Genomic DNA, 20226 nt, shown 5'->3' on the forward strand with positions numbered 1-20226 from the left:
AGGCCGATGATGCCAAGTGTCAGACAGCTCAAGCCACTGAGGCGCCCGCTATCGCTCCATGTGAGCGTGCAGGAGAGCCTGCGCAGCTTTATCGAGGACAACCAGCTCAAGGCTGGGGACGCCCTGCCACCGGAGTCATTCCTCGCTCAGCAGCTCGGCGTCAGCCGCAACTCTGTCCGCGAGGCGATCAAGGCCCTCGAATCCGTGGGGGTTTTAGAAACCCGCCGCGGCATCGGCGTGTTCGTGAAGGCGTTTTCATTCCAGCCGCTCCTGGACAATCTCGCCTATGGCCTCGGCGACGGCCTACGCGATATCGAGGAACTCCGCGAGCTGCGACGCGTCCTCGAAACCGGGCTCATCCACAAGACGGTCGAGATGATTGGCGAAGAGGATCTCGCCGCTTTGCGTCAGGTGACGGAACGCATGCGCCAACGCGCCGAGCGCAACGAGAGCTTCGTCGAGGAAGACGAGCAGTTTCACCGACTGCTGTTCCGTTGCCAGAACAACAGGATGCTCACCGGCCTGATCGAGGTGTTCTGGCGGGCCTTCTACAAAGTGTCCAACTTCGCCAACCTCGCCAACTCGGACCCGCTTTCGACATGGCGGGATCACCACGAGATCGTTGAAGCCGTCGCCGCGCGCGATGTCGAACGAGCTCGGGAGAGGCTCGACAAACATTATGAGGGCATTCTCGACGTTATCGCGAGCAACAGACGAGCGGCCAACAGCTAACAGGAGGAACCGATGCAGTTGAAGACTTTGACACGAGCCATCTCCGTCGCGGCGTTACTCGGGGCGACAGCCCTGACCACATCGGCCGCAGCCCAGGAGCCGAAGACGATCACCGGTGGTTTTGACGTAGGGCCCGGCGGCTTCCAGGGCAACTTCAACCCGCTCGCAGCCACAGGCGGGTTCACCTGGCTCAACGTCTACTTCGAGCCGCTGGTCAATTACAATGCCGATCTGACAGCGATCGAAAGCGCACTCGCCAACGAGTATGCCGTCAACGCCGACAAGACCGAGTACACCTTCAAGCTCGCCAACGAGACCTGGCACGATGGCAAGCCCTTCACTTCCAAGGACGTAAAGTTCACGGTTGACCTTGCCAAGAATGGCGAGACCGGAACCGTCTTCGCCGCTCGCCTCAACGCGGTGTCATCTGTCGAGTTGCCTGACGAGCGGACGGCAGTTATCAAGCTCTCGCGCCCTGATGCGGGTCTCCTCGCGACACTGACGAAGCTCATGATCCTGCCTGAGCATGCGTTGTCCGGCATGACGCCAAAGGAGTTGGCGACCGGCACCTGGTGGGCGACCAAGCCGATTGGAACCGGTCCGTTCAAGTTCAAGCAGTACGTGAGCGACCAATACGTCGAGTTGGTGGCCGATGATGACTACCGCCTCGGGCGTCCGAAGGCCGACCGGGTGATCAACCGCTACTTCAAGAACACGGCCGCGGCCGTAGCGGCCCTGCGCGCGGGCGAGATCCAGTTCACCTACGTCGAGTCTGACGACGTCGCGGCCTTCAAGGACAACAAAGGGTTCAAGGTCATCGAGGGGCAGTCCTTTGTCGCCAACTATCTCGGCTTCAACCAGCAGGTCCCGCTCTGGAAGGACGTTCGCGTGCGCCAGGCGGTCATGCACGCCATCGACCGCCAGGCCATCATCGACAGCCTCTACGGCGGCGCTGCGACCGAGGCCAACTGCGGCTATGTCGCCAAGCAGCTCGTCCCTGAAGGGCTAAACCCCTATAAGTACGATCCGGCAAAAGCCAAGGCGCTGTTGACAGAGGCCGGCTGGGACAAGATCAACGGCAGCAAGCCGATCACCTGGCTGACCTATTACAACACACCACAAGCCGCCAACGTCATGGCGGCCGTGCAGGCGATGCTCGCGCAGGTCGGCATCAACGTTGTGCCGCGGGTGGTCGACACCCCGACGTATAACGGTATCATTTACGCCGGCAACCCCGACTTCAGTCAGTTTCCGCTTGTCTACGCCGGGCTTCAGAACGGACCCGATCCATCGGGTCTTAACATCGGCCTCAATGCAGCGCAAAAGCCACCAGCCGGAGCGAACTTCCTCCGCATCGACATGCAGGACCTGACCAAGGCATTCGATGCCGCGCTGGCCGAAACCAATCCACAGCAGCTCAACGCCCGCTATCAGGACGTGTGCAAGGCGATGAACGCCAAACTCCCCTGGGCCACCATGTGGGTCGCCAACCGGTATGGCGTCGCCTCGGCGAAGCTCAAGGACTTCATCTGGGTGCCTGCTCCGGCTGGCGGACCTTACAACGCGCATCCGGAGAAATGGTCGATCGAGAAGTAGGCGCAACTGCCGAAGCATCACGGAAGGCGGCTCGCTCTCGCTTGGGCCGCCTTCCTAAAGCCACAAGGGCATACTCATGCTGCCATATATCTTGCGACGCCTCGCCACCGGTCTGCTGATGCTCGTCGCCTTGAGCATTCTTGTGTTCGTGCTTCTTCGCCTGGCACCTGGCGACCCCATCGACGCCTATGTCAATCCTAACGTCGCCATGTCCCAGGCGGAAATGGCTGCGCTACGCGCGCGTCTCGGATTCGACCAGCCTCTGCCTGTTCAATACCTGGCATGGTTGCGGGCTGCCGCCACCGGCGACCTTGGCTTCTCAATCCAGCGCAATGGCGTGAGGGTCCTGCCCCTCGTGCTCGAGCGCATTGGGCCCACCGTCCTGCTGATGGCCGCCGGTCTTGCGATTGCCATTGTGCTCGGCATCGCGGCGGGGATCCTCAGCGCGGTCAGGCGCAACTCCCCAACTGACATCGGCTTTTCCGTCGTCGCCTTCTTTGGCATCTCGAGCCCGGCCTTCCTGACAGCGATCCTCGGATTGTACCTGTTTTCGGTGGTTCTCCGCTGGGCACCGTCCGGCGGCATGCTGACACCCGGCGCCCCGTTCTCAATCGGGGACCTCCTGGCTCATCTCATTCTACCCGCGTGCCTCCTGTCGATCGGCCACGCTGCTCTAATCATGCGCTACATGCGCGCGTCGCTTCTCGAGGTGCTGAACCAGGATTATGTCCGCACCGCTCGGGCGAAGGGCGTCAAGGAGTTCTGGGTGATCATGAAACACGCGTTGCGTAACGCGCTCCTGCCGGTCGTCACCCTCATTGGATCGACCATCGGCATTGCCGTGGGCGGCGCGATCTTCATCGAGAGCGTCTTCAACTGGCCAGGCATGGGGTTGCTGCTGATCAATGCCGTTGATACCCGTGACTACCCGGTCATCATGGGCGCGACGCTGATCATCGGAGCCTGCGTCATCGTGGTCAACCTCCTGACCGACATGGCATATGCGGCTGTCGATCCCCGCATCCAGGTGGCCTGACGATGAGTGCTGCAGTTGCTGTCGCTGGATCTCGCAAAGGACCGACTGCCCGGGCCCTCGGGCGGTTCGTCACCAACCGGGTCGCCTTGTTGGGGCTTGTGGCCCTCGCCCTCATTCTCGCAGCGATCCTGACTTATCCGCTCTGGTGGGCCTATTCGCCCAATCAGATCGACCTGCGCGCTCTCAACAAGGGGCCGAGCGCCAGCCACTGGTTCGGAACCGACGGCGTTGGCCGCGACGTCCTTGCTCGTCTGATGCAGGGCGGCCGGATCTCGCTGCTCGTCGCGATCACATCGGTTGCAGTTTCCCTGGTCATCGGCTTCCTCGTGGGCGCGGTGTCGTCCTTCAGTGGCCGTGTGGTCGACGGCGCCATCATGCGCCTCGTCGATCTTGCCATGACGCTGCCACCGGTGATCCTGCTGCTTGTCCTCGCGTCGATCGTCGGGACCGGCATTGTGCCCACAATCGCCGTGATCTCGTTGCTGTCCTGGCCTGTGCTGTCACGCATGGTCCGGGCCCGTCTTCTCGAACTGCGCGAACGCGACTTCGTGGTCGCTGCGCGCGGGATGGGAGCCGGAATGGGTCACCTGCTGTTCCGGCATGGCCTCCCGAACTGCATCGACATCCTCGTGGTCTACACGACCTTGCAGATTGCCAACGCCATCCTGCTCGAGGCGGGCCTGTCCTTCCTCGGACTCGGCATCGCTCCGCCTGAGGCCAGCTGGGGCAACATGCTGAACGCCGCTCGCTCGACCAGCGTCCTTGAACAATATGTCTGGCAGTGGATGTTCCCCGGCGCAGCGCTCGTCATCACCGTGCTCGCGATCAATTTCGTCGGCGATGGCCTGCGTGACGCCTTCGACCCTCGTTCCGATCTTCAATAACCAAGCAACAAAGGTGTCCTATGATCAACTTTCGCGGCGTCGTGCCCCCCGTCGTTACTCCCCTGACCAAGAACTTCGAGGTCGATTATCCCTCCTACACCAGGGTCTTGGAGCATCTGATTGCAGGCGGCGTGCATGGCCTCTTCGTGCTCGGCTCGACGGGCGAGGTCATATTCCATGACGAAGCCACACGGCGCCACATCCTCGAGCACACGGTAAAGGTGGTGAACGGACGCCTGCCGATCCTCGCCGGCGTCATCGATCCGACCACCGACCGGGTAATCGGTCATGCGAAAGCGGCGCAATCGATCGGTGTCGATGCCATCGTCGTCACGGCTCCGTTCTATACCCGGACGAGCCAGCCGGAGGTCGTCGACCACTTCCGGTATGTGCGCGAGGCGATCGACATCCCCGTGATCGCCTATGATATTCCGGTTTGCGTTCATACTAAGCTCGAGCGCAAGACGACGGTGACACTGGCCCGCGAAGGCACCATCGCAGGGCTCAAGGATTCGAGCGGCGACGACGGCAACTTCCGGTTCTGTCTGCTCGATCTCGCCGACAAGCCTGACATGTTCCTGATGACAGGCTCGGAGATCATTGTCGACAACGCCCTCCAGATGGGAGCACATGGTGTCGTCCCGGGTCTCGCGAACGTGGATCCGCAGGGTTACGTGCGGCTGTGGGACCACGCTCAGGCTGGAGACTGGGAGGCCGCGCGCAAGGAGCAGGAGAGATTGTGCCGGCTGTTTGAAATGGTCTGGGTTTCGTTGCCCCGCACGAGCGCCGGCTCGGCGGGCGTCGGCGCCTTCAAAACCGCGATGCGCGCCCTCGGTGTCATTGCCACCAACACGATGGCCCGGCCTCAGCGCTCGCTCAACGGTGAGGAGACCGCGAAGGTTGAAGAGATCGTCCGAGCCGCCGGGCTTACGGGCTGAAGCCATGCACGCCGACCAGATCCTGGATATCTCAGGTCTCAAGACGGTCTTCCGGATTGGCGAGCGCGACGTTGCGGCCGTGCAGGACCTGGATCTGACCATTGCGCCAGGCGAAACCCTGGCGCTGGTCGGCGAATCCGGCTCAGGCAAATCCGTCACCAGCCTCTCGATCATGGGCCTTCTTCCAAAGCGGATCGGGCGGGTGGCCGACGGCAGCATTCGGTTTCGAGGAAAGTCGGGCCAGACACTCGACCTTGCCAAACTCGATGCTGAGAGCATGCGGCAGATCCGCGGCAATGACATCGCCATGGTCTTCCAGGAGCCTATGACGAGCCTCAACCCGGTCTATACCATCGGCGAGCAGATCGCCGAGCCCATGCGCATCCATCTCGGGCGCGGCCACAAGGATGCCGCGAGCACCGCGGTCAAACTCTTGGCCGACGTCGGCATCCCCGATCCCGAGCGGCGTGCCAGGCAATACCCGCACGAGCTCTCAGGAGGCATGCGCCAGCGTGCCACCATCGCAATGGCACTTGCCTGCGATCCGGTCCTGCTGATCGCCGACGAGCCCACCACCGCGCTCGACGTGACGATCCAAGCCCAGATCCTCGATTTGCTGCAGACGCTGCAGGCAGAACGCGGCATGGGCATCCTGTTCGTCACGCATAACTTAGGCGTGGTGGCGGAGATCGCCGGCCGGGTGGCCGTGATGTATGCGGGCCGGATCGTTGAGACCGGCACCGTTTCCGACGTGTTCGCGCATCCGCGCCATCCCTATACGGTCGGCCTGATGCGATCCGTCCCTAAGCTGGGCGAGGCAACCGAGTTGAAACGGAAGGGTCTTTCCCTGCCGACCATTGCGGGCTCTGTGCCAAGCCTCATGCAACTCCCGAAAGGTTGTTCGTTTGCGCCCCGCTGTTCCTATGCGATCGACGCATGCCGGGCCGATGTGCCACCCTTGTTTGACACCGGCAATAGCCAGAAGAGCCGCTGTATCAGATGGCAGGAGGTTTAGGGATGGAGAAACCACTGCTTTCAGTCAGGGGGTTGACCAAGCATTTCAAGCCGGCGGGCTTTTCCCGTGGCTCCGTCGTACGTGCGCTCGAGGATGTCTCCTTTGATGTACCACGCGGTAAGGTCGTCGGCCTCGTCGGAGAGTCAGGCAGCGGCAAGACCACAATCGGGCGCTCGGTGCTGCGCCTGATTGAGCCGACGTCCGGCGAGGTGCACTTCAATGGTACCGACCTCACCAAGCTCTCATCCGCCGAGATGCGCCGACAGCGCAAGGGCATGCAGTACATCTTCCAGGACCCCTACGCGAGCCTGTCGCCGCGAATGACGATCGGCCAGATCCTGACAGAGGGCCTTGAGATCCAACGAGTGGGAACGCGTCAGGAGCGGACACAGCGCGCCAAGGCAGCACTTGCCACCGTCGACCTGCCAGCCGATGCCTTCGACCGCTATGCGCATGAGTTTTCGGGTGGGCAGCGCCAACGCATCGGGATCGCGCGCGCCTTGGCGCTAGAGCCGCAGCTGATCGTGGCCGACGAGCCTGTCTCCGCACTTGATGTCTCGATCCAGGCTCAGATCGTCAATCTGCTGCGCGATCTGCAGATCCGCCTTGGACTGACCATGCTGTTCATCTCGCACGATCTCGCCGTTGTTGAGTACATCTGTGATACCGTCATCGTGCTCTACCTCGGGCGCATCATGGAAATCGCGCCGAGCGAAAAGCTCTATGCCGATCCGCGCCACCCCTATACGCGAGCGTTGCTCTCGGCGATTCCGTCTCCCGATCCAGCCAGAGCTCGCACCCGGCAGATCCTAACAGGGGACATTCCAAGTCCGGCCAACCCTCCTTCCGGGTGTGTTTTCCGCACCCGTTGCCCGTTCGCAGCCGAGCAATGTGCGGCAGTCGTGCCGCCGCTCGAAGAGGTGTCACCCGGCCACTTCAAGGCCTGCATCCGCCGTGACGTGAGCGGATGAGGGCCGGGTACTGAAGCGTCGAGCGCACCAAGCCTACATCACCAGAAACGGGAGGAATGCTCATGACTTCCAGGCCACTTGCGCAGTCGCTCGTCGGAACAGTCGCCGCTATTGGACTGTCCCTGAACGTCGCAGCGGCTGAACCAGACTGGCCAGACCGGGTCCGGAACAAGATCTGCTCCCAAAACGGTACCGTCAGGTTAACGAGCTGACGTCGCAAAGCCTCACGGGATCAGCCGGTCAGACGCCAGCAGCGAGGCCAGCCACCTCGGCCCAGGTCGTAAGGGCCTGGGCCCGCGCTTTGCGATGATCAGCGGCGGTGGAGTTGGCGGGTCGGCGGAAGAGGTTTCCAACTTGATCGTGGACTGAGAGGAATCGCTGGGCCTGCCCGGCTGATTTGAAGCACTTCATAACGCGTTCGCGTCGTCGCGTCGGCTGATGGCTGTTTTCCGCGCGATTGTTTAAGCCCTTATGCTGCCGATGCTCCACGCTCGGCGTGATCTCGCGCTTTGCCGCACCGTAGCTGGCCAGCTTGTCCGTGATCATCACTCGAGGGACGATACCCTGCTTCTTGAGCAGCTTGCGCAGCAGGCGCTTTGCGGCCTTGGCGTTGCGGCGGCTCTGAACCAGGATGTCGAGCACGACGCCGTGCTGGTCGACCGCGCGCCAGAGCCAATGCTTCCGGCCCGCAATGCTGACCACCACCTCATCGAGGTGCCATTTGTCCCCGGGCGCGGGCAGACGCCGCCGGATTTGGTTGGCATAGCCTTGCCCGAACTTCAGCGCCCACTGCCGCACAGTCTCGTGGCTGACCTCGATGCCCCGTGCCGCGAGCATCTCCTCGACCATGCGCAGACTGAGCGGAAACCGGAAGTAGAGCCAGACGGCATGGCTGATCACCTCAGCCGGGAAGCGGTGGCGGGCATAGAAAGGATGACGAGTTGATACCATCCCTCACGTATGGCTCTCAGTAGTCACTACCGCGTTAACCTGACGATGCCCTGGCAGGTGTGGCCTGATGTGCCCTGAACGACCTCAATGGAGTTCAATGGCTCCAGTTCGCAATCAGGCAGCCAGAGCCCGAAGCCGCCTCTGCAAGCTTTCAAGCTGCTGAACGTAGGGCATACGCCGCTCTCGATGGCATTCTTGCAGCTTTCTAATCGTCGTCTGCTTCAGCCACTCATCCGCTGAGCTATTCCTGACAGTCTCAACGTCACTCTCATGCTCGAAGTCAATGTCGGCTACGGTCGCCAGAAGCGATTGCACCAACGGCAGAAGCTCAGGAGGATACATCCGAGAAGCATCCATTCCAGCGTTAGAAGATCGACGTTCCGGGTTAGCGGCCATGTGTTCCCTCGGCTTGTTATTGGTTGCTGACGTAGCCTGTTACTGGCCCACGTGGGCTGTCGTTGAGTTCCACGCAATGATCCTATGGAAGTAGCACTTATGGGTAAGCGCCTCTTCTGATCCGCCCAGGGATTAGGAGGGTGCTGATCCCTCTACGACCCACGAGGTCACCGCATCGGCACGATCCACCACCTGATCAATGAGAAGGTGAGCGGGCGAGTGGTTTACGCCGTGATGACCTTTGGGGGTTTTCTTGGGATCGGCAGCCATGGGCACACAATCCCATGGGAGAAACTGAAGTACGATACCCAGCTTGGCGGCTACAGAACCGATATCACGCAGGAGCAGCTAACTGATGCTCCGGTCGTCTCTGGCGATGAGAAAGATTGGGGGGACCGCAGGCGTGAGCAGGACCATCACGATCACTGGAAAGTGCCGCCCTACTGGGGCTGGTGAGCAGCATTGCCAACACTGACCGCCCAAGCCTGAACCTTGCCGCTGCTCAGCATTGTATCGGTGCGATGTCGGTCCAGGCTGATGCTGTTAGTAAGCACGCTCCACGAGACGGGATGCTCGTCCGCGCCGATCCCAAGGATGCTATGCAACGTTACTGACGAACATTCCTAGCCTTTGCGGTCGCAGTCTCGGAGGAGTATAGTTTTGGCCCAATAACAAGTGTTCTGGCTGCCCTGAGTTGGATGCCTCTGTCATCAAGCGCAAAGGTCGGGCAGCGCCTCGGCCCACCTTCACCGGCCACGTCGCTCTTGCTCGGGTCGAGCAAGAAAGTCGGCCCCGGCCCGGAGCAGGCGACCTCAACAACAGGAGGACGCTATGCTGGACATCGACCGTAGATCAGCCCTTGCCATCGGTTTTGCCGGGCTATCAGGGCTTGTTCTTCCAGAACAGGCTGCCGCCCAAACCTATGGCCCCAACGAGGGTAAGGAACTGATCCAGGGCGTCAGGCAGATTGACTTAGGGGAGCGGGAGTCATTGATCCCTGCCTACAAGAAGGTGCATTTGCGTGACATCGTTCTACAACCCGGTGCCAAGACCCCGGACAACACAATGATGAACGACATGCTCTGCCACATGTCCGAGGGCGAACTCGCGGTGGTGCAGAACGACAAACAGTTCACGGTCAAGAAGGGAGACGTGTGGACTTGCGCCAAGGGCAACACCACGGAAGGCACCCAGAACAAGAGCAATGCAATCGCCATCATGAGAATCATCGACCTGCTGACAACATGAGCGAGCAGGTGATGGACACTTCCTTCCCATGGCAACCTCAGGAGAGCGCTATGCCTATCTTCATTTCTCAGGGTCGGTATTCGCAAGATGCGATGCGCAATATGGCGACCACGCCGGAAGACCGGACTGAGCCGGTATCCAAGCTCATTGAAGCTGCGGGCGGTAAGCTTCTGTCCTACTATGTGACCTTCGGCGAGTACGACTGGCTCCTCGTGGTCGAAGCGCCGGATGCACGCACGGTTGCGGCGGCGGTGATCACGGCGGCGGCAGGCGGCGGCGTGACAGACATGAAGACCACCCTTGCAATGACCGGGGCTGAGGCCATGCAAGCCTTCCGCGCCGCAGGGGATCTCGCCAAGAACTTCAGGTCAGCCGGGCAGGCGGCGTGATGACCGGAGCTTAGGTCTGAAGAAGCGAGGTTTGGACCGACACCTGCGCCGCAGGCAGGGTCTCGTTGATAAGTCCCGGTCCTATGAGGGGACCGGGAGCGGAATACCTCTGCCGCTTGCCTGTCCAGATCGTCAGGTCAGGACCCAGTAGTAGGACACCTGATAATGGTCGTGCAGATCCTGCTCACTCTGCCGATCCGGCCAGTCCTGACCGCGATCACGGGAGAGACGCGGCGCACTCCGAAGCTGCTCTGCGGTAGTCTGGATCTGATAACCTCCCAGGCGGGGGGCATAATCGAGCATGCGCCAGGGGACGGCGTACTCGTCCGCACCAACCCCAAAAAAGCCGCCAAACGACATCACGGCATAGGCAACACGTCCACTGAGCTTATCGATCATGACCCGCTCGACGGTGCCGATGCGCTTGCCGCTCTGGTCGTAGACGGCAGTTCCTTCCACCCGGTCGCTTTCGATCAAAGGCTTGCCGGAGCGCTGACCAGGGGAGTCCCTTCGGCTCCTGGCACCAGATGGCGCACGGTCCTGGCTTCTGGTCAGACCACCAATGACCCAGGCCATACCAAGGCCGACCGCTCCGACCGCCAGCAGCGATACGAGCGGGGCGTTAGTGAATTGGTGCTCGATGGACTGTGTGGCTCGTTGATAGTAGCGCTGGGCCTGAGGATACCGGTCACTTGCTTCGCGGACATACCGCTGACCTTGATCGTAAGCCTCACGGGCCACATCGGAGGCACGGTCTGCAACGTCAGCAACAGTGTTCCTCGCTTGGTCAACCAAGCTTTCGGTCGAGCCCCCGCTCCCTTGAGCATTCCCTTGAGGGTTAGGGCCATTACCGCCCGCTTGGGTTGCAGCATTGGACTGCACGTTTGCAGCTTGCCCGGTTCCTGTTCCCTGTTTCTCGTCCATGATCACTCTCCTGTTGAGATGACGACCTGACTTCTTTGGGTGTGGCTTTCCAACTCCTCGACCAGCTTATCGTTCAACGTACCCTGAGGCTCGACTGCGGTGGTTTGGATGTACGGATTCCAATACGCAATCCTACAGCCGCGCTGGTATAGTTGTCCTTGCGCCCTTGTGGCGATGCAAAGTGTGAGCGGGGAGGGTAGCTGCCAGGACCCATCTGGGCAGAGATAGTTCAGTTCACTGGACCTTTCGGCGTTCACCGTTTTCCACCCTGGATCAGCATGAGCTTTCGCAGCATCGGTGGTAGATCCGGAGGAGGGCGACTGGTTGCCTCCAAGTCCGTGAAGCGGGCTTTGCACTTTGGATCGTATTGACCAGCAGGGCGCTCCCACGGGAGGGACTTCCTCGGGCAATCGAGTGAGATCCTATCGAGGAGGTCACATAGCTGGATGTCGGCCCCATATTCCGCCGCAAGTCGTGCCAGCCGATACTGACCCCTACGGTGAGGACAAAGGGGGCAATCGATCCGGACGATTATCCATGGAAAATCGCACAGCCGTTCAACCATCGCCGTCCCATAGCTATATGTGAACGAAATGAGAACGACAGTGTAGTGGTTCCATGTAGGCAGAGCATGCAGACCCAGGCCGGATATACCGGTCAGAAGTGACGGGAGCGGCGACAAAAGCTGGGGGAGAGGGTACGGGAGCCTACGGCGAAATACGGGCCGTATCGCACTCCCAGGTTTACCTAAGTGCCTGTGCAACTTCGATACTTAATGCCCTCTCCTGTGTTCTTCCTGGGAAAACTACGGATTGAATGTTTGGCCTTCCTGAGACCCACTGGCCGTGTCGTTCCCGACAATTGTCAGCCGGGACGGCGGAGGATCACCATTCGAGGGGGGGGGGCACGCCACAAGGATGGCTGCCATGGACAAATTCGACCACGTCCTGAACTGGAAGCTGAAACAGGGCTCGCACACCTTCCCCGCAGCTATGGCGGAAACTGGGTGATGACGGTGTGAGAAGGGCGGCGTATCGAGGCGGGTGACGAGCCTGCCAGAACCTCTTCGAGAGAGCGATACGCCATGAACGGTACTACCAATGTTTTGCGCCTTCGTCAGCCCGACGCGATTGACGATCCACTGACCGATATCCTGCGCACCGGCGCCCGCAAGCTCCTGGCCCAGGCCATCGAGAGCGAGGCCGAGGCCTATCTGGCCAGCATGCGCGATCTCAAGCTACCGGACGGGCGCGAGCGCCTGATCCAGACCGGCATCGGTCCCGTCGAAGTCAGCCGGGTCAAGATCCGCGACCGCGGCGCCACCGGCGAGGATCGGATCCGCTTTACCTCGGCGATCCTGCCGAAATGGGCTCGGCGGACGAAGAGTTTGGATGCGCTGCTGCCGATCCTGTACCTGCGCGGGCTCTCGACCGGCGACTTCCAGGAGGCGCTCTCAGCCCTGCTCGGCAGGGATGCGCCCAACCTCTCGCCCACGGTGGTCACCCGGCTCACCAGCGAATGGCAGGGCGAATACGAGCGCTGGCAGGCGCGCGATCTCTCAGCGCGTCACTACGTCTACGTTTGGGCCGACGGGGTCTACCTGCAGGCCCGGATGGAGGACCAGGCTGAATGCATGCTGGTGCTGATCGGCGCCACGCCGGAAGGCAAGAAGGAGCTGGTCGGCTTCCAGGCCGGCGTGCGCGAGAGCGCCCAGAGCTGGCGCGAGCTGCTCGTCGAGATCAAGCGGCGGGGCCTGTCCATCTCGCCTCGCATTGCGGTGGGAGACGGGGCGCTCGGCTTCTGGAAGGCACTCGACGAGCTCTTCCCGGGCACGCATCATCAGCGCTGCTGGCTGCACAAGACCACCAACGTGCTCAACAAGGTGCCCAAGTCCGTGCAGACCGGCATGAAGGCGGCCCTGCGCGAGATCTACCTCGCGCCCACCCGAGCCCAGGCTGAGGTGGCCGTCGATCTGTTCGCCGACGCCTACCAGGCGCGCTATCCCAAGGCGGTGGAGTGCCTGCGCAAGGATCAGCGAGCATTGCTGGCCTTCTTTGACTGGCCGGCTGAGCACTGGATCCATCTGCGGACCACAAACCCGATCGAGAGTGTGTTCGCGACAGTCCGGCACAGGACCGTGCGCACCAAGGGCTCGCTGTCGCCAACCACCGCTCGGCTGATGGTGTTCAAGCTCATCATGGCGGCTTCGAAAACCTGGCGGAGATTGATGGGTGAAAACCAGTTGCCGAAGGTAATCGCCGGTGTCAGATTCCAAGACGGCACCGAGATCACAACGGTGCCAACACACAGCGCCGCCTGACCGGCCCCATCACCTAAATTCCGTCATAGCTGGCCTTCCCCGGCTAGGACGGCGGAACCTGCATCAACGAAGCGGCCATCGTCGCGGCAGGTTTTCCATACCGGCCCGTTCGGTCCGTGCAGGACATGCCAGACTGCTTCTCGCGCCCGATCTGCGCATTGGCAATGCAGTTGAACGATGAGGCGACTGACGAGGAGCGGCAGCATCTGCTGCCCTTTGTGACCTGCCTGGGCTGCGCCGACACCGCAGAGGCGGAGCGCGAGCGGGAAGTCTATATCGCGTCCCGCCTGAGATATCATCTCCCGTTCCGGGAGCGACTTAACATCCTCAAGAGTGCGCTCGCCATTGGACGCCAGGCTGACCTTCTGGCACCAGAGGAGGTGAGGACACGTATGGCTGTCGTTCAGCAGAATGCAGTGACACATACCTCAGTAGCCGACCATCCCATGTTCGCCATGATCAAGAGCTTGTTCGGGTCGGCCAAGAAGACAGAGCCTACGAACTGACTGTACGACGCCTCCGAGAGGCATGGAGAAGAGACTAGAGCATCGGACGGTTAAACGGACGCATATCCGGCAGCCTTAAGGTATTTCCAGCACTCATGTGGTTCGAACAGGTTGCAGATCTCACCGAGCGCTCGCCAGAGCGCGTCGAACGTTCGGGCCTCGGCCTTGCGCAAGTGCGCCTTGATCTTGGCGAAGGCCTGTTCAATTGGATTAAGATCAGGCGAATAAGCAGGTAAAAACAGGAACCAGGCTCCGCGTTGCTTCAGACACTGCGCAGCCTTTTCGCTCTTGTGGACAGCCAGGTTGTCGAGGATCACCACATCGCCTTTGCGCAGCGTCGGCGCGAGCTGCGTCTCAATGTAAGCCTCGAACGCCAACCGGGTGATCGGGCCATCGATGATCCACGGCGCGCACAACTCGTTGCACCGTAGCCCAGCCAGAAAGGTATGGGTTTTCCAGTGTCCAAAGGGAGCGCTCATGCGCAGCCGCTGGCCCCGGCGAGAGCGTCCGCGCAGGCGGGTCATCTTGGTGTTGACGTACGTCTCGTCCAGGAACACCAGCCGGTGCGTCTCCTGGCGCATGCGCGGCTGGCGCTGGGCATGCCAGACCCGGCGCTCATCCCGCACATCGGCGCGTGCGCACTCCGCCGCCATCAGGCATTTTTTTATATGAGAAGCCGTGCCGGCACAGGAAGCGCGAGAGCATCGCGGGAGCCGCAACGATCCCATGCTCAGTCAGCAGCCTTGCGGCCAGCTCGGGCATGGTGATGGCCGGCTCGGCCTCGACCGTCTGGATCAAGAAGCTCTCATAGGGCACCAGCTTGCCGCGTCCGGGCGGACGGCCTTGCCGGGCCGGTGCCGGCGAGCCGAACCGCCGCTTCCGCTGCACCAGCTTGATGGCGAAACTCTCGCTGACGTCAAAGTGCTGGGCTGCCGCCCGGCAGGAATGACCTGCATCGACAAAGTCGGCGACGCGCACCCGCAGATCCAGGGAATAGCAATGACCCATAATCCACCTCCCGGTCCAGGCAGTGAATCACAGCTCGGCCTCGCACAGAAGCCAGGAGTCTCATTTCCGGTCCGAGGCTCTAGGATGCGGAACTGCCCCCGCATCCTGGGTCAGAAGGTTCCAAAATTACGTGCACTCAGTTCATGTATCCAGAGCACGACTCTTGAACCACAGAGCTGTCGAGTTGTGCAATAAAATCTAAAAGTAATCTGTTGCTGTTGAGGTATGTCGAAGCAACATAGTCCGAAAGTACAGAGTCTATTCGAGACTGTCCTCGGCAAGAACAGAATCTAGATTGAGTCTTGAGTGCCGGGGACGCGGCAACTTGACTGCGACTTGACTTACGGTTCCTGAGTGATCCGCCGGTTCCGACTCAGATTCCCAGTGGAAATCGCAATCAAGATTAATCGATTCTTGCAGATCGACTCCACGGTAACACCGAATCGGTTCATCTCTCAGGTGTTGCGAGAGAGTGGAGTTCACAACGTCCGAAAGCTTGAGTCACCAAAATCAACAGTGCTTCCGAGAGGTCCCTTGCCAGACGGACTTCCGGGAGATCGTTGTGTTGGTGATCAACGAGATCAGTGCCGGCACAAGAGAGCGCATTCGGTCTTATTGGGCCGCGATCATCCCGACCTCGCAACACTCTTCGAACAGGGGAAGACAACCGTGAACTAAGGCTAGAGCATCGGCTGTTCTGATTGAATCGGAGGCTATGCGGCGTGACGGCTTTGTGATTCCCTTATCTCGGCCCTCTTTAGAGGAGATGAGCGATGACCAAGTCCTACTCGCTGGATCTGCGGCAACGGGTGGTGCGCTTTGTTGAGGCGGGGCATTCCTGCCATGAGGCCGCGCGCCATTTTGAGGTGTCGGTCGCGTTTGTGGTGCGGCTCATGGCGGCGTATCGGGCCACCGGCAGCCTGGCGCCCAAACCAGAGGGCGGCTGGCGCTACTCCAAGCTCGACCCGCATCGCGAGTTTCTGATCCGTCGCGTCGCCGAGAGGAACGACATCACCATGCCCCAGCTCGCGGCCGAACTGCTGGCCTTGGGCACCAAGATCACGCCGGCGTCCATCGCGCGCTGGTACATCCGCCACGGCTATAGCGTCAAAAAAAACTTTGCGGGCCAGCGAACAAGAACGCTCCGACGTGCGCCAGGCCCGCGAGCATTGGCACACAAAACGCCAGCCGCGCATGCGCCAGGAGCCGCACCGGCTTGTGTTTCTCGATGAGACCGGCACATCCACCAAGATGACGCGCCTGCGCGGCCGCTGCCTCAAAGGGCAGCGTCTGTATGCAAGGGCACCATTCGGCCACTGGCTGACCCAGACCTTTGTCGCCGGGCTGCGCTACTGTGGTCTGACGGCGCCTTGGGTGATCGATGGGCCGATGACCCGTCAGATCTTTGAGACTTATGTGGAGACCCAGCTTGCTCCGACGCTGTCCAAGGGCGACGTGGTGATCCTCGACAACCTGCCGGCGCACAAGAGCGAGACGGCGGCGCAGTGTCTGAAGCAACGCGGCGCCTGGTTCCTGTTCCTGCCTGCTTATTCGCCCGATTTGAACCCAATTGAGCAACTCTTCGCCAAGATCAAAGCACATCTGCGCAAAGCCGAAGCCCGCACCTTTGACGCGCTCTGGCGGGCCATCGGGGACATCTGTGATGGGGTCGAAGCTGAGGAATGCCGCAACTACTTCACTGCCGCAGGTTATGGATTCGTCTGAACAGCCGATGCTCTAGGCAAAGCAAAAGGCCCACGAAGCTGGAAACTTCGAGGGCCTTTGGAGTCACCGAGGGACGGCGACCGGATTAGTTTGGCGACAATCCTTATGCCATCCCGACAAGCTGCGTGTCAAGAACATCGGTTTCGGTGAACACTCCTGCTTTGCCCTCAACATGGAGGGTACGATGCAACTCGCATCGTCTGGAGGCCGGCGGCTGAGACATTCCGCTCTGGCTGCGAGAATTTTTGTGCTCGAAACCGGGCGCACCGTCACACGCAAAGAACTCTCGGGGGTTGCACGGGATGCCGAAAGAGCGCTCCAACTGAGCGCCCCGCAACGTCTTGTCCTCGGTCAGCTCGTCGCATGCTGGGGCGAACACGCGATAGGACGACTTCTCGTCTGGCCGTCCAATCAGCGTCTGATGGCGACCACCGGATTATCAGAGCGAGCCATTCGCAATGCGATCCGGATGCTGATCGAGCGGCAACTAGTGATCCCCAAGGATTCGCCAAACGGAAAGCGTTATGCGATTCGCGATGCGGAGGGGGCTGTCGTCGATGCCTTTGGCTTCGATCTGAGCCCGCTCTACGTGCGTCGCGGCGAATGGACGGCGGCGCTCGCTGTGCAGAAGCAGCGCAAGGAACTCCTGAAACGCGCTTTCGATGAGATCACGATCTGCCGCCGCGCCACCGAAGAGGCTTTAAACGCGCTTGCGCAGCACTATCCAGCCATTGACCGCGCCGCCCTGGAAAGCCGCTTCAGCCTGTTGCGAGCCCGAACGCCAAAACGATCCGGAACCGACCTCCCCGCTGATCTTCTCCAGGCGTGGACCGAAATCAGACACCTCGCAGAAGATACCTTCTACCAGGCGGGCTGTGACGGCACGGCATGCCGACAGATAGAAGCAGAAAACGAATCTCCCAAGGAGACTTGTGACAAGAGCCACCGGACTGACTCTGAACCGGCCACCTCACACGGACTATCCTCGCGGCTGCTGCTCCCAGCCTTGATCGTTGAAGCCTGTCCTGTGATCGCCGATTGGGCCCAACCGATCAGAGACGCTGTCGACATCGTCGCGGCGGGGCGCTTTCTACGAGCCTCGTTGGGGGCACACCCGAGCGCCTGGACCGAGGCCGTCGCGGAGATCGGAGCCATCCATGCCGCCGTCGCAGTGATCTATGTCCTGCAACTCTATGACGACGATGCCTCGAGCGGCAGAAATAGCATCCGAAATGCGGGTGGTTACTTCCGGTCCATTGTTCGGCTGATCAAGGGCGGCCAACTCGACCTTGAGACCGCCCTACTTACCCTGCGGAGACGCAAGCTGGCTTGAGAATGCCTCGATTGCGGAGGGATGCCCAAGGCGAGAGAGGCCTCTCTCGCTGGTGAGGAGGCGAACTCATATGGCGGCTACCACCGGACACGGCACCCATGATGGGACGAAAAGGCTTCAGCGAGCGTTTCGACAAGTTATCGACATCATCCCGCACCATCATCACCTGCGAGGGCGATTTGAGGAGGAGTAAGTGACGACAGATCTTAAGGAAATTGACCGCCGAATTCTCCTAAAGAGCGCCGCGCTGGGCATCGGAGTCCTAGCCCTCCGGCCGGGAGCTGCATTCGCAGCCGGGCAAGCTGTGACCCTCGCTGATATCGGCGTCGGCGATCTTAATGGGGATTGGTCTGGCTACACGAATCCGACAGGGAACAAGGTCAATGTTGTCTCGATTGGCAACGGCCCGTCCGCCGTCCTGAACCAGCTGATCGCCGGGGGTGGCCGTCAGACGTACGACATCATCAACATCGTTGGCGGCATGCAGAAGCCGCTCGTTGAAAACAAGTTGATCCTGCCGCTTGATGTCAGCCGGCTGAAGAATTGGCAAAACAACGAGTACATCGCCTCATACTTCAAGTCAGGCTCCAAAGGGTTCGACTTCATCGGGTACGAGGGTAAGGTGTACGGTGTTCCGACGGTTCTTCAGGGAGATTCCTTCGCATATCTTCCAGAGAAGACGGGCGGCGATTTGAATTCCTATGGGGCCCTTTTTGACCCGAAGTTCCGTGGGTATGTCGCGATTGAAGATAACTACACGACCGCGGGCCAAAAGGCGGCTCTCTATCTAAAATCCGCTGGCTTGACCGATATCAAAGATCCTTCGGACATGACCAAGGAGGAGATCAAGAAGGTGGTCGACTTCCTGACCCAAAAGAAGAAGGAAGGGCAGTTCCGCGTTGTCTGGTCCAGCTTTGAACAGGCGGTCAACCTCCTCGTGAACCAGGAAGTTTACGTAATGGACTGCTGGGAGCCGATGGTATTCGCTGCCAAGGCCAAGGGTGTTAACGCTGTCTATGCCACACCAAAAGAAGGCTATCTGCTCTGGGCGATGGCCGCCTATCTCGTTGCCGGCAACCGCTCCCCCGAGAGGCTTGAGGCTTCCTATCAGCTCCTCGATTACATGCTGAGTCCTGAGTACGGCGCGATGATCACAAACCTGCGGGGCTACATGACGCACCCCGAGGCCCCCGAGTTCGCCTCAAAATCTGGAAAGTTCGATCCGGCGACTGCAAAGAAGATTGCTGACATTGACGCTGGTGTGAAAACGAAATTCCAATCCGGTGGTACGTGGCAAGCCCGCTGGCCAACGAACATTGAGACCTACGAGGAGGAGTGGCAGCGCTTTAAGGCTGCGTAACAATCCTCCTGATCCAAAATGAGCATTGTTGTTAAGCGTCGGGATCTGGGGACAATGGCTCTGCTCGGAGGGCCTGTCCTCCTGTGTGCCCTCGCGATTGTGGTCCCACTAGTACTGACGCTGATCATCAGCTTCTGGGAGCGCCAGATGATCGGGATGAGACCGGGCTTCAGTCTGGCCTCATACGCTCTCTTCTTCGAAGGGGCGCGGTTCTCTGTCTTAAAGCGAAGCTTCTGGGTCGCGGCAAGCTCGACCGTTCTCATGCTGTCGATCGCCTACCTTGTCGCTTACTTGATCACATTCAAGCTCCCTCCGAACCGGACCCGGATCTTTCTCTTTCTTCTCTCGGTTCCGTTTCTCGTGAACTATGTCATTAGGACCTTCGCCTGGGCCTATCTTCTTGGGCGAACCGGACCTGTCAATCAGCTCCTGCAATGGACGGGACTCAAAAGCCAACCGGTTGATTGGCTGCTGTTCAGTGACTTCGCTGTTTATCTAGGGCTGATCGCAGCGTACATGCCCTTTATGGTCTATCCCATCTGGCTGTCGCTGAGTGCAATTGACCGGCGACTCATCGAGGCGAGCTGGATGTTGGGTGAGCCTCCCCTTGGCACCTTCCTGAGGGTAATCTTGCCTCTCTCTTTACCTGGTGTCTTTGCCGCCGCTATTTTTGGTTTTGTGGGAGCGTTTGGCGAGGTTGCTGTCTCGCAAATCCTTGGCGGCGTCGGCTACCAACTCATGGGCAACGCAATCACGAGTTCACTGGACGTTTTGAACTATCCAATGGCAGCCGCCATGTCGACCGTTGTGGTCGGCTGCATGTTGGTCCTGCTTCTACTCTGGCTGCGGTTGTTCGATCTGCGGCTCTTCCTTGGCAAAATGCTGGGGCGGTAA

The 20226-nt window shown here is 60.4% G+C and carries 16 protein-coding genes and 3 pseudogenes; 16 read left to right on the forward strand and 3 right to left on the reverse strand.

Translation table 11 applies throughout. The features are described 5' to 3' along the window. Positions 1 to 9 precede the first annotated feature (9 nt). From BB934_RS43505 to BB934_RS43535, 7 genes are all read left to right on the forward strand, one after another. Positions 10 to 732 (forward strand): FadR/GntR family transcriptional regulator, encoded by a 723-nt coding sequence (locus BB934_RS43505; protein ID WP_099516127.1) that lies wholly within the window; start codon positions 10 to 12, stop codon positions 730 to 732. A 12-nt stretch (positions 733 to 744) separates the two neighbouring features. Next, a complete protein-coding gene (locus BB934_RS43510) occupies positions 745 to 2328 on the forward strand; it encodes an ABC transporter substrate-binding protein (RefSeq protein WP_099515788.1) in 1584 nt (527 codons plus the stop codon). 76 nt (positions 2329 to 2404) lie between these two features. Further along, positions 2405 to 3364, forward strand: coding sequence for an ABC transporter permease (locus BB934_RS43515; RefSeq protein ID WP_099515789.1), 960 nt, complete (start codon positions 2405 to 2407; stop codon positions 3362 to 3364). Between the two features lie 2 nt (positions 3365 to 3366). Beyond that, positions 3367 to 4248: an ABC transporter permease gene (locus BB934_RS43520; protein ID WP_099515790.1), complete on the forward strand. Its 882-nt coding sequence runs from the start codon at positions 3367 to 3369 to the stop codon at positions 4246 to 4248. Between the two features lie 20 nt (positions 4249 to 4268). After that, positions 4269 to 5186 (forward strand): dihydrodipicolinate synthase family protein, encoded by a 918-nt coding sequence (locus BB934_RS43525; RefSeq protein WP_099515791.1) that lies wholly within the window; start codon positions 4269 to 4271, stop codon positions 5184 to 5186. Positions 5187 to 5190: 4 nt separating this feature from the next. Continuing rightward, positions 5191 to 6201: an ABC transporter ATP-binding protein gene (locus BB934_RS43530; RefSeq protein ID WP_099515792.1), complete on the forward strand. Its 1011-nt coding sequence runs from the start codon at positions 5191 to 5193 to the stop codon at positions 6199 to 6201. A gap of 2 nt (positions 6202 to 6203) precedes the next feature. Next, positions 6204 to 7172: an ABC transporter ATP-binding protein gene (locus BB934_RS43535; RefSeq protein WP_099515793.1), complete on the forward strand. Its 969-nt coding sequence runs from the start codon at positions 6204 to 6206 to the stop codon at positions 7170 to 7172. A gap of 240 nt (positions 7173 to 7412) precedes the next feature. Here BB934_RS43535 and BB934_RS43540 read toward each other — a convergent pair whose 3' ends face one another. Continuing rightward, positions 7413 to 8123, reverse strand: a complete 711-nt coding sequence (locus tag BB934_RS43540) for an IS6 family transposase (protein ID WP_099515794.1) — start codon at positions 8121 to 8123, stop codon at positions 7413 to 7415. A gap of 561 nt (positions 8124 to 8684) precedes the next feature. Between BB934_RS43540 and BB934_RS43550 the strand changes: the two are divergent. The 3 genes and pseudogenes from BB934_RS43550 to BB934_RS43560 form a co-directional block, all read left to right on the forward strand. After that, a pseudogene (locus BB934_RS43550) lies at positions 8685 to 8975 on the forward strand (PRC-barrel domain-containing protein); the annotation flags it as partial. A gap of 375 nt (positions 8976 to 9350) precedes the next feature. Beyond that, positions 9351 to 9767 (forward strand): cupin domain-containing protein, encoded by a 417-nt coding sequence (locus tag BB934_RS43555; protein ID WP_099509068.1) that lies wholly within the window; start codon positions 9351 to 9353, stop codon positions 9765 to 9767. 50 nt (positions 9768 to 9817) lie between these two features. Next, the gene (locus BB934_RS43560; RefSeq protein WP_099509067.1) at positions 9818 to 10156 is read left to right on the forward strand and encodes a GYD domain-containing protein; all 339 of its coding nucleotides are present in this window, start codon (positions 9818 to 9820) and stop codon (positions 10154 to 10156) included. 132 nt (positions 10157 to 10288) lie between these two features. Here the strand turns inward: BB934_RS43560 and BB934_RS51375 are convergent, their stop codons facing one another. Beyond that, the gene (locus BB934_RS51375; protein ID WP_418294844.1) at positions 10289 to 11080 is read right to left on the reverse strand and encodes a PRC-barrel domain-containing protein; all 792 of its coding nucleotides are present in this window, start codon (positions 11078 to 11080) and stop codon (positions 10289 to 10291) included. Between the two features lie 1084 nt (positions 11081 to 12164). Between BB934_RS51375 and BB934_RS43575 the strand changes: the two genes are divergently transcribed. Together BB934_RS43575 and BB934_RS43580 are read left to right on the forward strand one after the other, a co-directional pair. Beyond that, positions 12165 to 13400 carry an IS256 family transposase gene (locus BB934_RS43575; protein WP_099514402.1) on the forward strand — a complete coding sequence of 412 codons (1236 nt, stop codon included), beginning with the start codon at positions 12165 to 12167 and terminating at the stop codon, positions 13398 to 13400. 125 nt (positions 13401 to 13525) lie between these two features. Then, positions 13526 to 13906, forward strand: a complete 381-nt coding sequence (locus BB934_RS43580) for a hypothetical protein (protein WP_418294845.1) — start codon at positions 13526 to 13528, stop codon at positions 13904 to 13906. 50 nt (positions 13907 to 13956) lie between these two features. Here BB934_RS43580 and BB934_RS43585 read toward each other — a convergent pair. Further along, positions 13957 to 14914, reverse strand: a pseudogene (locus tag BB934_RS43585) (IS630 family transposase). Between the two features lie 773 nt (positions 14915 to 15687). Between BB934_RS43585 and BB934_RS43590 the strand changes: the two are divergent. From BB934_RS43590 to BB934_RS43605, 4 genes and pseudogenes are all read left to right on the forward strand, one after another. Then, positions 15688 to 16639 (forward strand): annotated as a pseudogene (locus tag BB934_RS43590) (IS630 family transposase). 184 nt (positions 16640 to 16823) lie between these two features. Next, positions 16824 to 17972: a plasmid replication protein RepC gene (repC, locus tag BB934_RS43595; RefSeq protein ID WP_099515797.1), complete on the forward strand. Its 1149-nt coding sequence runs from the start codon at positions 16824 to 16826 to the stop codon at positions 17970 to 17972. Positions 17973 to 18165: 193 nt separating this feature from the next. Beyond that, complete coding sequence (locus BB934_RS43600) at positions 18166 to 19332, forward strand: ABC transporter substrate-binding protein (RefSeq protein WP_099515798.1); 1167 nt, start codon at positions 18166 to 18168, stop codon at positions 19330 to 19332. A 54-nt stretch (positions 19333 to 19386) separates the two neighbouring features. Beyond that, positions 19387 to 20226 (forward strand): ABC transporter permease, encoded by an 840-nt coding sequence (locus BB934_RS43605; protein WP_157934692.1) that lies wholly within the window; start codon positions 19387 to 19389, stop codon positions 20224 to 20226.

The organism is Microvirga ossetica (assembly GCF_002741015.1).
Taxonomy (GTDB): Bacteria; Pseudomonadota; Alphaproteobacteria; order Rhizobiales; family Beijerinckiaceae; genus Microvirga; species Microvirga ossetica.

What these genes read in the sequence shown, in the direction of transcription:
- BB934_RS43505 (WP_099516127.1), top strand. Translation starts at nt 10, where the DNA reads ATGCCAAGTGTCAGACAGCTCAAGCCACTGAGGCGCCCGCTATCGCTC.
- BB934_RS43510 (WP_099515788.1), top strand. Translation starts at nt 745, where the DNA reads ATGCAGTTGAAGACTTTGACACGAGCCATCTCCGTCGCGGCGTTACTC.
- BB934_RS43515 (WP_099515789.1), top strand. Translation starts at nt 2,405, where the DNA reads ATGCTGCCATATATCTTGCGACGCCTCGCCACCGGTCTGCTGATGCTC.
- BB934_RS43520 (WP_099515790.1), top strand. Translation starts at nt 3,367, where the DNA reads ATGAGTGCTGCAGTTGCTGTCGCTGGATCTCGCAAAGGACCGACTGCC.
- BB934_RS43525 (WP_099515791.1), top strand. Translation starts at nt 4,269, where the DNA reads ATGATCAACTTTCGCGGCGTCGTGCCCCCCGTCGTTACTCCCCTGACC.
- BB934_RS43530 (WP_099515792.1), top strand. Translation starts at nt 5,191, where the DNA reads ATGCACGCCGACCAGATCCTGGATATCTCAGGTCTCAAGACGGTCTTC.
- BB934_RS43535 (WP_099515793.1), top strand. Translation starts at nt 6,204, where the DNA reads ATGGAGAAACCACTGCTTTCAGTCAGGGGGTTGACCAAGCATTTCAAG.
- BB934_RS43540 (WP_099515794.1), bottom strand. Translation starts at nt 8,123, where the DNA reads ATGGTATCAACTCGTCATCCTTTCTATGCCCGCCACCGCTTCCCGGCT.
- BB934_RS43555 (WP_099509068.1), top strand. Translation starts at nt 9,351, where the DNA reads ATGCTGGACATCGACCGTAGATCAGCCCTTGCCATCGGTTTTGCCGGG.
- BB934_RS43560 (WP_099509067.1), top strand. Translation starts at nt 9,818, where the DNA reads ATGCCTATCTTCATTTCTCAGGGTCGGTATTCGCAAGATGCGATGCGC.
- BB934_RS51375 (WP_418294844.1), bottom strand. Translation starts at nt 11,080, where the DNA reads ATGGACGAGAAACAGGGAACAGGAACCGGGCAAGCTGCAAACGTGCAG.
- BB934_RS43575 (WP_099514402.1), top strand. Translation starts at nt 12,165, where the DNA reads ATGAACGGTACTACCAATGTTTTGCGCCTTCGTCAGCCCGACGCGATT.
- BB934_RS43580 (WP_418294845.1), top strand. Translation starts at nt 13,526, where the DNA reads ATGCCAGACTGCTTCTCGCGCCCGATCTGCGCATTGGCAATGCAGTTG.
- repC (WP_099515797.1), top strand. Translation starts at nt 16,824, where the DNA reads ATGCAACTCGCATCGTCTGGAGGCCGGCGGCTGAGACATTCCGCTCTG.
- BB934_RS43605 (WP_157934692.1), top strand. Translation starts at nt 19,387, where the DNA reads ATGGCTCTGCTCGGAGGGCCTGTCCTCCTGTGTGCCCTCGCGATTGTG.